Origin of the sequence: Cupriavidus basilensis (assembly GCF_008801925.2) — a bacterium.
Lineage (GTDB): Bacteria > Pseudomonadota > Gammaproteobacteria > Burkholderiales > Burkholderiaceae > Cupriavidus > Cupriavidus basilensis.
In genome coordinates this window covers 2,874,512-2,889,036 of the sequence record NZ_CP062804.1, presented here as the reverse complement: position 1 = coordinate 2,889,036, position 14,525 = coordinate 2,874,512, and the positions used below count along the sequence as shown (strand labels likewise).

Below are 14,525 nucleotides of genomic sequence, written 5' to 3'. Positions count from 1 at the left end.
GGCCCCCACGGGCGGCGGCACGCTGCGGCAAGAGCTGAAGAGGGGACCCACCAGGCAATCAGGGGGGCAGCATGGAAAACACCACGGTGTTCACACGAGAGGAACTGGACACTTACTTTGCTTCATATGTGGGGATGGAGGGGGGCAATCCGCGGGCCTCGGTCTGGTTTTGCGACAGGAGCCCGCACCCCTGGTCCGAGCACCTGCGCGCGCCACTCAAGCCGCGCCTGGCGCCGCTGGCCTGGGACGCAGCGTTTCGCGCCGCGCACCGCGCCAGCATGGGCAAATGGCTTAGCCACCAGCGCATTGCCCGCATCATGGCCGCCGCCCGCGCCGAGGTGCTGGACTTGAGCGATACCGATGCCGACTGGAAGCCGTACTACGAGCACCACCTGTATGCCGCCTGCGGGGCCGAGTTCAAGCTCAATCTGTTTCCCCTGCCCATGCAGCTCGATGGCCAGACCCCCTGGTCCACTGTGTTCCGCGGCCAGCCGGCGCTGGTGCCCAAGGAGCGCTACCTGGATCTGTGCCGGCACGGCGGACGCTTCCGCTTCCTGGCGGAGATGTGCGCGCATTGGCGGCCCAAGGTGGTGGTGTGCCTGGGCCACAGGCATACGGAAGATTTCGTCAACGCGTTCGCGCTGGACTACGCGGCGGTGCGGGACGAGAAGCTGCAGCCCGCTGACCTGGTGAAATCACTGCGGGTGTTTACGCGCGACGACACCACCTGGATCATCTGCCCGGCGCTGGCCGGCCCCTCCGGGCTGACCTCCGATGTCTTGCTGAACGCCTTCGGCAAGCTGCTTGCCGCCAGCCTGGACGCGAGCGACTTCGGCGCTGTGCAGGCAGGCCGCAAGGCCGTGGGCTTCAGGCCATGGCCGCAGGCCCCGGCTTACCCGCAGGCCGAGCCCTTGTGCTGACGTTGTCCTGTGCTTGCATCGATTTGCATCAGTCAGCCTTGAGGCCGATCCGCAGGGCCAGCTTGGTCCATCGCGCGATATCGGCGTTCACCACCCGCTGGAATTGCGCTGGCGTGCTGTGGGTGGTGGCGAATCCCAGGTTCGCCAGGTTGGCCCTGACCTCGGGCCTGGCAATGACCCTGGCGATTTCCAGGTTGAGCTTTTGCACAACCTCGGGCGACGTGCCCGCTGGCGCCAGGATGCCGAACCACTGGTCGACGTCGTAGCCCGGCAGGCCAAGCTCGCTGACCGCCGGCACCTCGGGCAGGAATGGCGAGCGGCCACGGGACGTGACCGCCAGCGCGCGCAGCTTGCCGGTCTTGAGGTAGGGCAGGGTGTTGGTGAGCGTGTTGATGCTGACGTCCGCCTGGCCGCCCAGCACGTCGGTCATGGCGGGAGCGCATCCCTTGTAGGGAATGTGCAGCAGATCGGTCCTTGCCGAGATCTTCAGCAACTCGCCTGCCAGGTGCTGCGGCGTGCCGTTGCCGCACGACGCATAGCTGGGCGGCTTGCCCGAGCGGCCCGCAGCGATCAGGTCCTTGAAACCATGGATCGGGGAGTGTTCCGGCACGGCGATCACGGACGGCACCGAGGCAAATGCGATGACCGCGCTGAAGTCCTTGCCAGGCTCGAAGGGCAGCTTGCGGAACACGCCGGGATTGATGGCGAAGCTGCTGTTGACCACCAGCAGGGTATAGCCATCCGCCGGGCTCCTTGCCACCAGCTCCGCGCCGATATTGCCGCTGGCGCCGGGCCGGTTGTCCACCACCACGGCCTGGCCGAGGCTGCGCCCAAGTTCCGTGCCGATCACGCGCGCCAGGGTATCGGTGCCGCCGCCCGGCGGAAAGGTCACCACCAGGCGGATTGGCCGCTGCGGGAAGTCGCCGCCGGGGGCGGCGCCGGTATTGGCGTTGGCCCGGGCCGGCATGCCTGCCAGCGCCACCCCAAGCAACGAGATCGCCGCGAGGCAGCGTACGACGGATGAGAGTTTCATGTGAAGCCATCTTCGGATGACCGACATGATAGTGCAGCGTGCGCGCACACACGGCGGCAGGGTTATTACCGCAGCCGTGCGGCGCCGTGCGGCTTCGGTTCCCTTCGTCCTGGCCTGCGCGCATCCCACAATCACATCACAATCACATGGCGTGACGCCGTCGCGCCCAGGGTCCGGCATTTCGTGTCCACGCCTTGGCGCGCCACGGCAGGCGCCGAGGCATGAAGGACATCATGCCTTCCAGGCGCAGTTTGCCGGTCCTTGGGGTTTGCGTCGGGCTGGTCTCCAGCAACTACGCGCACCACTGTGGCGCGCCAACGCCTCGTTGCTTCGGGACGTCCTCCCGCGCGCGTCGTAGAATTGCGCCATATACCGCACAACCCACTTTCCCGCCCGGCTTGCGCCGCAAGCGCTGCACCGCGCAGTGCAAGGATGATTGACATGACTGACACGACTGACACGAAGAACCCGTTCCTCAATATCTACGCCCATGGCTTTGTCCGCGTGGCCGTGGGCGTGCCGGTGTGCCGCGTGGCCGATCCGGCCTTCAATGCTGCCGAAACGATCGCGCTGGCCAGGGATGCCGCCAGCCAGGGCGCGGCGCTGGTGGCCTTTCCGGAGCTGGGCTTGTCCGCCTATACCTGCGATGACCTGTTCCATCAGCGCGCCTTGCTTGACGCCTGCGAGGCGGCCCTTGGCGCCATCGTCGATGCGTCCAGGTCGATTGCCGCGACGCTGGTGGTGGGGCTGCCGCTGCGGGTCGAGCATCAACTGTTCAACTGCGCGGCGGTGGTAGCCGGCGGGCGCATCCTTGGCGTGGTCCCCAAGACTTACCTGCCGAACTACTGGGAGTTCTACGAGGCGCGCCAGTTCAGTTCGGCCGATAGCGCGGTAGCTACCGAGGTGGCGCTTTGCGGCAGCAAGGTGCCCTTTGGCGCCGGCCTGCTGTTCGAGGCGCAAGACGTGCCGTTCTTGCGCTTCCACGTGGAGATCTGCGAGGACGTGTGGGTGCCGATCCCGCCGTCGTCGTTCGCGGCGCTGGCGGGCGCGACCGTGCTGGTGAACCTGTCGGCCTCCAACATCGTGGTCGGCAAGTCCGGCTACCGGCATCAGCTGGTCAGCCAGCAGTCGGCGCGCTGCCTGGCGGCGTACCTGTACAGCTCGGCGGGCAAGGGCGAGTCGTCCACCGACCTGGCGTGGGACGGGCAGGCGCTGATCTACGAGAACGGCGAGCTGCTGGCGGAGTCCGAGCGCTTTGCGGACGGCTCGCACCTGACCTTTGCGGATGTCGACCTCGAGCGCCTGTCGCGCGAGCGCATGCACCAGACCACGTTCGGCCACTCGGTGCGGCGCCATGGCGCGGAGGTGGCGAAGTTCAAGGTGATCTCCTTCGCCATGAACCCGGCGCTGGACAAGCCATTGCCGCTGCGCAGGACGGTGGAGCGCTTCCCCTACGTGCCGTCCGATGCGCGGCGGCGCGACGAGCGCTGCAGCGAGGTCTACAACATCCAGGTGCAGGCGCTGGTCCAGCGGCTGTCGTCCAGCGGCATCTCCAAGGTGGTGATCGGCGTCTCCGGCGGGCTGGATTCCACGCACGCGCTGCTGGTGTGCGCCAAGGCCATGGATCGGCTGAAGCTGCCGCGCACCAACATCATCGGCATCACCATGCCGGGCTTTGCCACCAGCGAGCGCACGCTGCTCCAGGCGCGCAAGCTGATGGAGGTGGTGGGCTGCGTGGCCAAGGAGATCGACATCCGGCCAAGCTGCGTCGAGATGCTCAAGGACCTCGAGCACCCCTATGCGTGCGGCAAGCCCGTGTACGACGTCACGTTCGAGAACGTACAGGCGGGCGAGCGCACCAACCATCTGTTCCGCTTCGCCAATCACAGCCACGCCATCGTGATCGGCACCGGCGACCTGAGCGAGCTGGCCCTGGGCTGGTGCACGTATGGCGTGGGCGACCACATGTCGCACTACAACGTGAACGCCAGCGTGCCCAAGACGCTGATCTCGCACCTGGTCCGCTGGGTGGCGGAGACCGGGCAGATCGGCAATGCCGGCTCGGACGTGCTGCTCGACGTGCTTGGCACGGAGATCAGCCCGGAACTGGTGCCGGGCGACTCAGCCGACGCGCCCCAGCAAAAGACCGAGCACTTCATCGGTCCGTATGAGCTGCAGGATTTCAACCTGTACTACACGCTGCGCTTCGGCTTCACGCCGACCAAGATCGCCTTCCTTGCCCTGAGCGCATGGGGCGAGCGCGACAAGGGCAACTGGCCTGACGGGCTGGACGTGGTGCGCAATGTGTACAAGGTGGCCGACATCAAGCGCAATCTGCGCATCTTCCTCGACCGTTTTTTCCGGACCAGCCAGTTCAAGCGCTCGTGCGTGCCCAACGGGCCCAAGGTGGGGTCGGGGGGCTCGCTGTCGCCGCGCGGAGACTGGCGGGCACCGAGCGATTCGGAGTCCGTGGTGTGGATGAAAGACCTGGAGCGGGTGCCGGACGAGATCTGATGGGGCCGGGGTGGCTCTGGTTTCTGGGCTCTGGGCTCTGGCTATCGCTCGAAGCGGCCCGGCAGGTCGATGCCGAGCCCCTCGATACTGAGCCTGCCGCCCGGCGGCAGCTTGCGCTGCGCCAGGATTCAGCCTGCCATGGTCGCCGGCACGCATTGCCGCATCGTCTCCACAAAGCGGCGCAGCTTGGCGGGATAAAAGCTCGCATAGGGATAGATCAGGTACATCGGCAGCGAGGATGCCTGCCACTCGGGCACCAGGTGCAGCAGCCGGCCCTGTGCAATATCCTCGGCCATCAGCCAGGCCGACGCCACGGCCACGCCCAGTCCCAGCGCCGCCGCGCTGCGCAGCGCATACAGGCTGTCGGTGCCCAGGCGCGGGCGGAACGTCAGCCGCTGGCTCTCGCCTGTCACCGCATGGGTCAGCGTCACCTCGTTGCGATAGAAGGTGCGCAGGGAAAGCCAGGGCAGCATGGCCAGCTCGTTCGGGTGCGAGGGCGTCGCCAAGCCTTCCAGCACGGCAGGCGCGGCAACGACGATGCGGGGCACCTCGGCAAGCCGGATCGCCACCACCGACGGGTCGCTCACCTCGCCCACGTGGATGGCGCAGTCGATGCCGTCGGCAATGAACTCCGGTGTCCGGTCATACAACAGCCACTCCACCGTCACCCGCGAGTGACGGCGCAGGAACTCCGCCAGCGGCCCCACCAGCTGCTGCTGCCCGAAGGCATGCGGCACCACGACCCGCAGCGTGCCCTCGGGCTCGTCACCGGCGCCGCGCAGGTCCGCTTCGAAAGCCTCCCATCCCGCTACCAGCTCCTTGGCGCGCCCAAAGCAGCGCTCGCCATCCTCGGTGAGCTTCATTGCATGGGTCGAGCGCTGCAGCAGGCGCAGGCCAAGCGAGCGCTCCAGGCTTTGCAGGCGGCGGCTGATGGTGGGCTGGGTGGTGCCTAGCTGCGCGGCGGCCGCCGACAGGCTGCCGGCCTCGACGATCCGCACGAAGGTCTGCATCAGCTCGACGCGGTCGGCGGAAGGCGTGGCGGAGGTGGCCGGAGCGACTGGGGCGACTGGTGCGACTGGTGCGGAGGGCAGGGTTTTCATGGTTTCCGGCATGGCGGCTGTTGGTCATGCGTCTGGCGTATAGCCATTGTGCGAAGTGTAGTACTACCACGTGCCGTGGGCCACCGGCAAACTCCAGCCATGTTTTCCAACCGAGGGCTAACGCAATGTCTTCCATTCAAGCCACACATACCACCGCTGCCGCGCGCACAGCGCACACGGCGGACTCCCCCGCCACCGGCCTGCCCGCACGGCTGGTCCTGCTGCTTGCCGCGGGCGCTGGCCTTGCCGTGGCGTCGCTGTACTACAGCCAGCCGATGCTCGGCGTGCTGGGCCCGGACATCGGCGCGTCCGATGCGGCGGTCGGCCTGGTGCCCACGCTCACGCAACTCGGCTATGCGCTGGGCATCCTGCTGCTGGCGCCGCTAGGCGACCGCTACGACCGCCGGCGCATCATCCTGGCCAAGGCTGCCGTGCTCAGCGTCGCGCTGCTGGCCAGCGGCGCCGCCTCCGGCATCGGGCTGCTGCTGGCCACCAGCCTGGCGATCGGGCTGGCCGCGACGATGGCGCAAGACATCGTGCCGGCCGCCGCCACGCTGGCGCCCGAGTCGCACCGGGGCAAGGTCGTCGGCACCGTGATGACGGGGCTGCTGCTCGGCATCCTGCTCTCGCGCGTGCTCAGCGGGTTTGTGGCCGAGCACTTCGGCTGGCGCATCATGTTCGTGATCGCAGCAGCCAGCATTGCGCTGATCGGCGTGGTGGCCGCGCGCGGCCTGCCGCGCTTCAAGCCCACCACCCATCTTGCGTACAGCGCGCTGCTGGGCTCGCTCGGCAAGCTGTGGCAGAAGCACGGCGCGCTGCGCCGGGCGACGCTGTCGCAGGGGCTGCTGTCGGTTGGCTTCAGCGCATTCTGGTCGACCCTGGCCGTGATGCTCCACGGCGCGCCGTTCCACCTGGGCAGCGCGGCTGCCGGCGCATTCGGCCTGGCCGGTGCCGCCGGCGCGCTCGCCGCACCGCTGGCCGGCCGGCTGGCAGACCGCAAGGGCCCGGAGCTTGTCACCCGCCTGGGCATCGCGCTGACCGCGATCTCGTTCGCCGGCATGCTGCTCTCGCCGCTGCTCGCACCGCACGCACGGCTGTGGCTGATTGGCGCCAGCGCGCTGGGCTTCGACCTTGGTGTGCAAGTGACGCTGGTCGCGCACCAGACCATCGTCTATGGCATCGAGCCTGGCGCCCGCAGCCGCCTCAATGCGGTGCTGTTTGTCGGCATGTTCGTGGGCATGGCGGCCGGCGCCGCGCTGGGCAGCGTGCTGCTGGCGCGCTGGGGCTGGATGGCGGTGACACTGTTGTCGACCGCGACGGCCGTCGGGGCCCTGGTGGTGCGGATGTGGCCGGGGGCACGGCTGGCCCGGTGATGGCATCGGTGGCTTGACGGCTTTCCTGCCGGAGATGAAAGGAGCCCCGCCAGCCAGGGAAAGGGCATGGCGGGGCGAAGGTACGGTGCCAGGGGCCAGTCACGTACAGGGATGAGTCTGGGACCAGGAGATGGCTGCGAATGTCTGCCGCCACACAGAGCGGGGGGAGTGTTGTCGGCCCGAGACGAATGCCCCAAGGTTCAGGTCCTCGCAATGCCCGAGCCGGCTCATGGCTGGCACTACGTGGCAAGCAAGGGATGCCACGGCTGCCAGGAGATGCCGGCATCCGCGATGTCCGCGATGCCCGGCTCGGCGACATCAAAGGGCCGCCAGGCAGCACCGGACAGCGTGGCTGGCTTGCCCGTCGCGACAAAGCTGGATATGGCCAGGCGGAAGGCGGCGCCCACGTTCTCGAATGTCTCTTCAGGGATATCTGCAATCATGGGCGCATCAAGCCAGTTGCCGCGGTTGCCGAACAGGAAGGGCAGTTCCAGGCAATGCGGGCTCATGAGGTTTGGCACGCGGCTCTGTACGCTGAACCGGTATGGATAGACAGGCTTGGCCGCGCTGGCGAGAGCGCTGGCGATCTCGCGTGCCGCCGCGCCGAACAGCTTGTACCCGCTCGCATCGACGATCTGGGTGTACGGCGTGTGAGCAGGGCGCGCGGCGGCAAAGGCGGCATAGTACTTCATCGCATCCGTCCCGAATTCGGCTTCGAACCAGGCTTTGACCCGGGGCTCGGTGGCTTGCACCACCTCGGGCGCCGCCGCCATGAAGGCGCTACTCTCGTCAGCCGTAAAGCCGAGCAGGGACGCTGACACGTGCGCTTGCCTGGCCGCACGCGGCAGGTCGAAGAGCCAGTCGGGGACAAGGCCTTCTTCTGCCACCGGCCGCAAGCCGACCGAGACTGCACCGAAACTGGCGCGCGAGCGCATCAACTGGCCCTGCGCGGCAAGGATGTCATTGACCGACAACGCGCCGATGTCTTGCGCGCCTGCGGCGTCGAGCAATGCGAGGCTCGTGCGATACGCGTCGTCCGGCGACAGTGGCGGCAGGGCCGGCAGGCTGAACATGGCGTTGCGATGGAGCAGCCCCTTCGACGCGGGGCTGACGCCAAGCAACCAGGCGTAGTAGGCCCCGGCCGACTGGCCGCCCACCGTGACGCACGCCGGATCGCCGCCAAACCGGCCGATATGCTCCTGCACCCACTCCAGGGCGCGAATCAGGTCGCGAACGGCGCGATTGGCGCCGCGCGCATCGCTGGCATCGGTGAAATGGCCCAGCGCGCCAAGCCGGTAGTTGACCGTGACCACCACCATCCCGCTTTCCCTGGCTATGCGCTCGCCGTCATACCAGGCAGCGGTGCCACCGCCGGTGAGAAAGCCGCCGCCATGAATGAAAAAAAACACTGGCCGGCGCTCCGCGTCCCGCGGCGCCCACACATTGAGGAGGAATGCGTCTTCGGATTGCGGGTTGCGGTCGATGCCGTTGCCCATGACCGTAGCCAGACGCGAAGGGGCTTGCGGAAAGACCGCGCCGAGCGCGGTGGCATCGCGTTCGCCAGTCCATGCGGACGGCGGCATCACTTCGGATAGCCGGCTCCCAGCATGGGCTCGCTCGCCATAAGGCACCCCGCGAAATGCAAAGACGCCATCGGTCGCCTCGCCACGGAGGGCGCCGATGGACAAGGACACCACAACGGATTTCTCTTTGACAGGCATTGGATCAGACTCCAGGTTCACGTAATTTGCGGATTAGGAACGGTACGATCACGGCGCACACCAGCACCGTGGCGCTGACAGCGGCGATGATCTCGGGCAGGCCCACGCCGGACTTGATCAACAGCCCGACGCAGCCTGCGCCCGCCAACGATCCCACGCGGCCGAGCGCGCTGGCCCAGCCCGCGCCCACGGAACGTATCTGCGTGGGGTAGGCCGCAACCGCGACGGCGTTGAGCACGACGATGGGCCCGCTGATCAGGAAGCCCGAGCAGAACACGGCGGCGGCGTACCCTGCCGTGGCATCGGGCGCGGCGATCAGAAGCGGGCTGGCGGCACCGATCAGCAAGGCGATCCCGACGAAACGCAACGGCGCGACGCGCCGGATGGCGAAGGCGCCGACCACTGCGCCGGCCAGGCCGCCAAACTGGAACAGGGAGGCTGTCCTGGAGGCCATGGCAACGCTTTCCCCGGTACTCTTGATCAAGGTCGGGAGCCAGCTCGCGATGACATAGAAGCTGCCCAGTATCAGGAACATCAGCAGCCAGAGCAGCACCGTGGTTGAGCGGTACTGCGTGCTGAAGAGCTGCGCCACGCTGCCCTTGGTGATCTCGGCCGCCTGCGCGGGGGCCTTGAACACCGCTGCGCCAGGCTGGGGCGCGCCTAGCTTGGCCAGCGCGGCGCATACCCGGCCCGAACCGGCCCCGGTTTGCACCAGGAAGGCTGGCGACTCGGGCAAGAGCGCAAGGATGGCGGGAACGAGCAGCAGCGGCCCGATGCCGCCGAGGAGAAGCAGCCCCTGCCAGCCGATGCCATCGATCAGGTGCCCCGTCAGGAAGCCCGCCGCGGCAGAACCGAACAGGAATCCGCAGAACACGCCGGAGAGCGCGGAGGCGCGCCGGCGGGCGGGCAGCAGTTCCGCCAGCAGCGCGGCAACGGCGGGCATCGCCACGCCGACGCCCACACCGGTCAGGCATCGCCATGCCACCAGCTGGAATAGCGACGCGCTGAACGCAGAGGCGAGGGTGGCTAGCGCAAACGCGAGCGTGCCGGCCACAAGCACAGGCTTTCGTCCCCGCGTATCGGCCACGCTTCCCGCAGTGATGTAGCCGAGCAGCAGCCCGAACATGCCCGCTGCGATGGCAGCGGAGATCTCGGCAGGCTTCGCGCCGAAGTGCGTGGCGACCTGCGGCGCAATGAATCCGATGATGGCCGCATCGAAGCCCTCGAGCGCAACCACGGCAAAGCAGATGGCGATGATGCGGCGGCGTTGTCGATTGGGCGGGATGTTGTCGATCACCTCGGAGATGTCCAGGGGATCGGCACGCAATGGGGGATTCTTCATGGTAGGCGCTCGTTCCGATCAGAATGCGTGCTCGACAAAGAGCCCGGACAGTACTTGCTTGTTGCTGTCCGACGGGCCGGCAGCGCCGTTGATAAAGGCCTTCGCATCCGCGGTGCCCCCCGCCTTCTGGAACGCGGCTTGCAGGTAGACATGGGTTCTCAGCGACAGTGCCTTGTCCAGTTTCAGCAGGACCTGATGCGCGTAGCGATCCTGCAGCGCCGCGTTGCCCTTCATGTACTGGTAGTGGAGGTTGATCGTGTAGCTCTCGCCCACAGGCACTGTCGCACCAGTGCCGAACGTGTCGATCGCGCCATTGGTGAGCGCGTTTCTCACGCGGGTGTAGGACCCGGCAATCGTCGATTCTCCAATGTTCCACTTCGCCCCCAGGCCCATCGTCTGAAAGTGCCCACGGCTGGTCGGCGTGCTGCTATCCCTGAAATCCGTATAGGCGACGGCGGCGCCATAGCGCGGGGTTTCGTAGAGTGCGCCGAGGCTATAGGTGCTTCCGTCGTTGATCGAGGTGGTGCGCTCGCCAAGGGCGTACATCGCGCCGAGCTTGAGCGGCCCGAACTGCTTGGTGTACTTGGCCGCGTTGGCCAGCGCTTCGCCGTTGGTCCGGTCGGCGTCGAACGAACCCACGCGAGCCGGGCTATAGACGCCGCCAAAATTCAGGAACGGCCCCTGCGGGCTGCCCCAGATGCCGCCGAACCACGAGCCGCTGAAGCCCGGGATCGTCAGGAAATCGAACATGAAGTCCCGCGTGTATCCCAGGGCGAGGTCGCCCAGCGAACCGCGCAGGCCAACGATCGCGTTGGTGTTGAAGAGCTGCCCGACGGTCTGGCCGTTATCCGCAAAGAACCGGCCGGCCAGCCTGAAGTACGCCGCCATGTCCGGCGAGAGCGTCTCGGAACCGTTCATGGCGATGTAGTTGGGCCGGTACGGGCCGGAGTCGACGCCATAGCGGGAAGCCCCTCCGACATTCGACGTCACCGTGGGGCCTGCCGTTACCAGGCCGCTGAGTGAGACGCCGTCGGGCTGCGCCGCCGATGCATTGGCCGCCATGCCCAGCGCGGTTGTCGCCAGGCTCGCCAGGCAAAGCCGGCGCAGATGAATTCGTGGAAATGCACTTCCCGTGATGGCAGACCTGCAGCCTTTCTTCCTCATTGTTTCCTCCTTTTTTGGTTTCGGTTGGAGCGCTCACGTTCAGCAGTACAAGGTGGCGATCTCTCTGATATCCGGCGAAGACTTGCCGCGTGGGCGATGTCTCTAGCCTGTGACCGATACCGATGGTAGAGCGAAGGTGGCGCGGCAAGGCATGACGAATTTGAGAAGCGCCATGCGTAGGTCGCATGGCCTGTGCCGGTGCTTCGAGGCAGGTGAGAAAGCATGGCGGACGCGGGCCACGCCACGGGAAAACGCAGTGGCGCAAGCGCGGTGCGGACGGCTTTGAAGGGGTGTTTGATTGCCCGCGAATGGGGCAAGCCGCAGGCTCAGTGGCTGCCTGCGTCCCAGGAGGATTCGACGACGCGCCGCAGGCTGAGGATAAAGCTGCGCGTCTGCCGCGTGCTGGTCCGCTCGCGCCGCCAGATGGCCGATAGCGGACCAAGACTAAGGTTGAACGACAGCGGAAGGATGCAAACCTCGCCGCGCGCGGCCATGAAGCGCGCAACGCTTTCGGGGAGCTGCCACAGAAAGTGGCCGTGCGACATCAGTTCGCGCCCTAGTTCCAGCGAGAGCGCGCCCACGATTTCCGGCGCCGGGAGACCGGTTTCCCGGATTTCATGCACCAGCATTTCCCGCAGGATGCTTCCCGGTGGCGCGGAGATCCAGGGGTACTGGACGCACGTCGCGATATCGACATCCTGCCTGGCCAGCGGATGATCCGGTGCGCACGCAAGCACGATGCTGTCATGCACCAGCGCGGCGGTCCGGTAGGTTTCCGCGCTTTGGCTTCTCGGGGCGCGGCTGATGAGCAGGTCGATCGCGCCCGCATCCAGTTTCTCGATCAAGGCCTCGTGCGATCCGACTTCCACCGTGATCTCCACGCGCGGATTCGCCTGGCGGAACAGGAGAATGGCCTCCGCCAGCGGCCACCGGCTGAACATCGAGAAGCAGCCCAGGATCATGTTGCCGAGATCGCCCCTGGCGATGGCACCCAGATCCGCCTCGGCCTTGTGGAAGTCGCTCAGGAGCAAGGCCGCATGGCGGCACATGGCGGCCCCGAGCGCGGTGGCCACCATGCCCTTCGCGGATCGCTCGAACAGCTTCCCGGCAACGATCTCCTCGACCTCGGCAACCGCCCGCGAGAGCCCGGACTGCGTCATGTGCAATTGCTCGGCGGCCTTGGACAGGTTCCCAAGTTCCGCGACGGAGAGAATGATCTCCAGATGGCGCGTCCGAAGCTTTCCGCGAAATGGGGTCATCGTTTGTGGATTTGAATGAACGTTCGGGATGCGCCCGTCGAGCGGGCAGGTCGGAGCTAACCGCGATCTTACCCGCAAGTGCATGCGTGGCGGCGCCCGCGCCGCACGCCCCCTTACGATGCTGTGTGTGACCCCGCCAGCGCGTCGATCTGGTTCGATTTGAGCAGGAAGGGCGTGGGGGGGCTCCTTTTGGGTTTTGTTTTTGTTTGGTGGGGTTGCTAAACGTCAAAGTCAAAGGCTTAAAGTCAAAGGCGGTTTCACCACCCCTGCGGGGTGGCGACCTACTTTCTTGTCTTGCCAAGAAAGTAGGCAAAGAAGGCGCGCCATACGGCCTTGGCACACCTTCACGGCTCGCTTCGCATCGCGTTGGAGTGATTCCCGCCCTTCGGGCGGGAATCACGGCTACACCAGTTGGTTGATCTTGCCGCTGGTTGGCTCCCCTCTCCCACTTGTGGGAGGGGCCGGGGGAGAGGGCGGGCGCTTGTTATGCCGTTGGGCGCTGGCGTGCTCCTGCTTTGCTTGTCATGCCGGCGCGCCTTCCATCTCCCGCAGCCTGAAGCGCTGGATTTTCCCCGTGGCCGTCTTCGGCAGCGCGTCCATGAATTCGATGATGCGCGGGTATTTGTATGGCGCCAGCCGTTCCTTGACGAAGGCTTTCAGCTCTGTCTCGCTGACCTGCGCGCCGGGTTTGAGCACCACGAAGGCCTTGGTCTTGGTGAGGCCAGCCTGGTCGGGCACGCCGATCACGGCGGCCTCGAGTATCGCGGGGTGCTGGGCCAGTGTGGCTTCCACCTCGAACGGGGAGACATAGATGCCGCTGACCTTGAGCATGTCGTCGCTGCGCCCGGCGTAGCTGTAGCTGCCGTCGGCGTTGCGCACGTATTTGTCGCCGCTCTTGGTCCAGCCGCCGCGAAAGGTCTCGCGCGATTTTTCGCGGTTGCCCCAGTACATCAGCGCTGCGCTCGGGCCCTGGATATAGAGGTCGCCCACATCGCCGTCGGGCACGGCGTGGCCGTCTTCGTCGCGCAGTTCCACCGCATAGCCCGGCACCGGCCAGCCCGTGGTGCCGTAGCGAACCTGCCCGGGGCGGTTGGACAGGAAGATATGCAGCATCTCGGTCGAGCCGATGCCGTCGATGATCTCGCAGCCGAAATGCGCGGTGAATCGTTCGCCCAGGTCGGCGGGCAAGGCCTCGCCGGCGGAGGAGCACAGGCGCAGCGAGACCTGCTCGCGCGTGGGCAGCCCGGGCGCGGCGAGCATGCCCGCGTAGCCGGTCGGCGCACCGAAGAACACGGTCGGCTGATAGTCCAGCCAGCGCCTGAACGTGGCCTCGGGGGTTGGCCGCTCGGCCATCAGCACCACGGTGGCGCCCACGCTCAGCGGGAAGGTCAGGGCATTGCCGAGCCCATAGGCAAAGTAGAGCTTGGCGGCCGAGAAGCAGATGTCGGCCTCGCCCAGTGACAGCACGGGCTTGGCATAGAGCTCCGCGGTCCAGTACGGGTTGCCCTGGCTGTGCAGCACGCCCTTGGGGCGCCCGGTGGAGCCTGATGAATAGAGCCAGAAGCCGGGATCGTCGGGGCCGGTGCTGGCCGGCGCGGCTAGCGGCGCGTTGCGCTCGATCCACGCTTCGAGGGCGATCATGCCATCGGGCAGCGGACCGGCGGGCCGCGAGACGATTACCGTGGCGGCTTCATGGCCGCCCTGGGCCATGGCCTGCCGCAGCACGGGCAGCAGCGCGCCCGATACCAGCACGGCCTGCGCGCGGCTGTGCTGCAGCATATAGGCGTAGTCGTCGGCGGTGAGCAGCGTGTTGACCGCCACCGGCACGATGCCGGCATACATCGCGCCCAGGAAGCACACCGGCCAGTCGTTGCCATCGTGCATCAGCAGCAGCACGCGTTCTTCGCGGTGGATGCCGCTGGCCTGCAGCGCGCCGGCAACACGGCGGATGCGCTCGGCCAGTTCGCCGTAGCGCATCGTGCCGTGGTCGTCGATGTAGGCGGTCTTGCCGGGGCGCTGCGCGTTGCACGCGATCAGGTGCTGGGCGAAGTTGAACGGCGTGCCGGGTGGCTGGACTTGTGGTTCGGCTGTCATGCTTG

The 14,525-nt window shown here is 66.9% G+C and carries 10 protein-coding genes; 3 read left to right on the top strand and 7 right to left on the bottom strand.

Annotated features, from left to right (window positions below):
• Positions 1-71 precede the first annotated feature (71 nt).
• Positions 72-920, top strand: coding sequence for a transcriptional regulator (locus F7R26_RS33790; RefSeq protein ID WP_241754635.1), 849 nt, complete (start codon positions 72-74; stop codon positions 918-920).
• 28 nt (positions 921-948) lie between these two features.
• On the opposite strand, the gene F7R26_RS33785 is transcribed toward F7R26_RS33790, so the two are convergent.
• Positions 949-1,953 (bottom strand): tripartite tricarboxylate transporter substrate binding protein, encoded by a 1,005-nt coding sequence (locus tag F7R26_RS33785; protein WP_150987323.1) that lies wholly within the window; start codon positions 1,951-1,953, stop codon positions 949-951.
• A 441-nt stretch (positions 1,954-2,394) separates the two neighbouring features.
• On the opposite strand from F7R26_RS33785, the gene F7R26_RS33780 reads away from it, so the two are divergent.
• A complete protein-coding gene (locus tag F7R26_RS33780; protein ID WP_150987325.1) occupies positions 2,395-4,467 on the top strand; it encodes an NAD(+) synthase in 2,073 nt (690 codons plus the stop codon).
• A 128-nt stretch (positions 4,468-4,595) separates the two neighbouring features.
• On the opposite strand, the gene F7R26_RS33775 is transcribed toward F7R26_RS33780, so the two are convergent.
• Positions 4,596-5,567, bottom strand: coding sequence for a LysR family transcriptional regulator (locus F7R26_RS33775; RefSeq protein ID WP_416351354.1), 972 nt, complete (start codon positions 5,565-5,567; stop codon positions 4,596-4,598).
• A 125-nt stretch (positions 5,568-5,692) separates the two neighbouring features.
• On the opposite strand from F7R26_RS33775, the gene F7R26_RS33770 reads away from it, so the two are divergent.
• Positions 5,693-6,940 (top strand): MFS transporter, encoded by a 1,248-nt coding sequence (locus tag F7R26_RS33770; protein ID WP_150987327.1) that lies wholly within the window; start codon positions 5,693-5,695, stop codon positions 6,938-6,940.
• Between the two features lie 239 nt (positions 6,941-7,179).
• Here the strand turns inward: F7R26_RS33770 and F7R26_RS33765 are convergent, their stop codons facing one another.
• From F7R26_RS33765 to F7R26_RS33745, 5 genes are all read right to left on the bottom strand, one after another.
• A complete protein-coding gene (locus F7R26_RS33765; protein ID WP_150987329.1) occupies positions 7,180-8,661 on the bottom strand; it encodes a carboxylesterase family protein in 1,482 nt (493 codons plus the stop codon).
• A gap of 4 nt (positions 8,662-8,665) precedes the next feature.
• Positions 8,666-10,003: an MFS transporter gene (locus F7R26_RS33760; RefSeq protein WP_150987331.1), complete on the bottom strand. Its 1,338-nt coding sequence runs from the start codon at positions 10,001-10,003 to the stop codon at positions 8,666-8,668.
• Between the two features lie 18 nt (positions 10,004-10,021).
• Positions 10,022-11,167, bottom strand: coding sequence for a porin (locus F7R26_RS33755; protein WP_150987334.1), 1,146 nt, complete (start codon positions 11,165-11,167; stop codon positions 10,022-10,024).
• A 326-nt stretch (positions 11,168-11,493) separates the two neighbouring features.
• Positions 11,494-12,426 (bottom strand): LysR family transcriptional regulator, encoded by a 933-nt coding sequence (locus F7R26_RS33750; protein ID WP_150987336.1) that lies wholly within the window; start codon positions 12,424-12,426, stop codon positions 11,494-11,496.
• Positions 12,427-12,948: 522 nt separating this feature from the next.
• Positions 12,949-14,520, bottom strand: a complete 1,572-nt coding sequence (locus tag F7R26_RS33745) for a benzoate-CoA ligase family protein (protein ID WP_150987338.1) — start codon at positions 14,518-14,520, stop codon at positions 12,949-12,951.
• Positions 14,521-14,525: the final 5 nt, after the last annotated feature.

Bases quoted from the DNA above. Each gene is read 5' to 3' on its own strand.
- F7R26_RS33790 (WP_241754635.1), top strand. From the start codon at position 72: ATGGAAAACACCACGGTGTTCACACGAGAGGAACTGGACACTTACTTT.
- F7R26_RS33785 (WP_150987323.1), bottom strand. From the start codon at position 1,953: ATGAAACTCTCATCCGTCGTACGCTGCCTCGCGGCGATCTCGTTGCTT.
- F7R26_RS33780 (WP_150987325.1), top strand. From the start codon at position 2,395: ATGACTGACACGACTGACACGAAGAACCCGTTCCTCAATATCTACGCC.
- F7R26_RS33775 (WP_416351354.1), bottom strand. From the start codon at position 5,567: ATGAAAACCCTGCCCTCCGCACCAGTCGCACCAGTCGCCCCAGTCGCT.
- F7R26_RS33770 (WP_150987327.1), top strand. From the start codon at position 5,693: ATGTCTTCCATTCAAGCCACACATACCACCGCTGCCGCGCGCACAGCG.
- F7R26_RS33765 (WP_150987329.1), bottom strand. From the start codon at position 8,661: ATGCCTGTCAAAGAGAAATCCGTTGTGGTGTCCTTGTCCATCGGCGCC.
- F7R26_RS33760 (WP_150987331.1), bottom strand. From the start codon at position 10,003: ATGAAGAATCCCCCATTGCGTGCCGATCCCCTGGACATCTCCGAGGTG.
- F7R26_RS33755 (WP_150987334.1), bottom strand. From the start codon at position 11,167: ATGAGGAAGAAAGGCTGCAGGTCTGCCATCACGGGAAGTGCATTTCCA.
- F7R26_RS33750 (WP_150987336.1), bottom strand. From the start codon at position 12,426: ATGACCCCATTTCGCGGAAAGCTTCGGACGCGCCATCTGGAGATCATT.
- F7R26_RS33745 (WP_150987338.1), bottom strand. From the start codon at position 14,520: ATGACAGCCGAACCACAAGTCCAGCCACCCGGCACGCCGTTCAACTTC.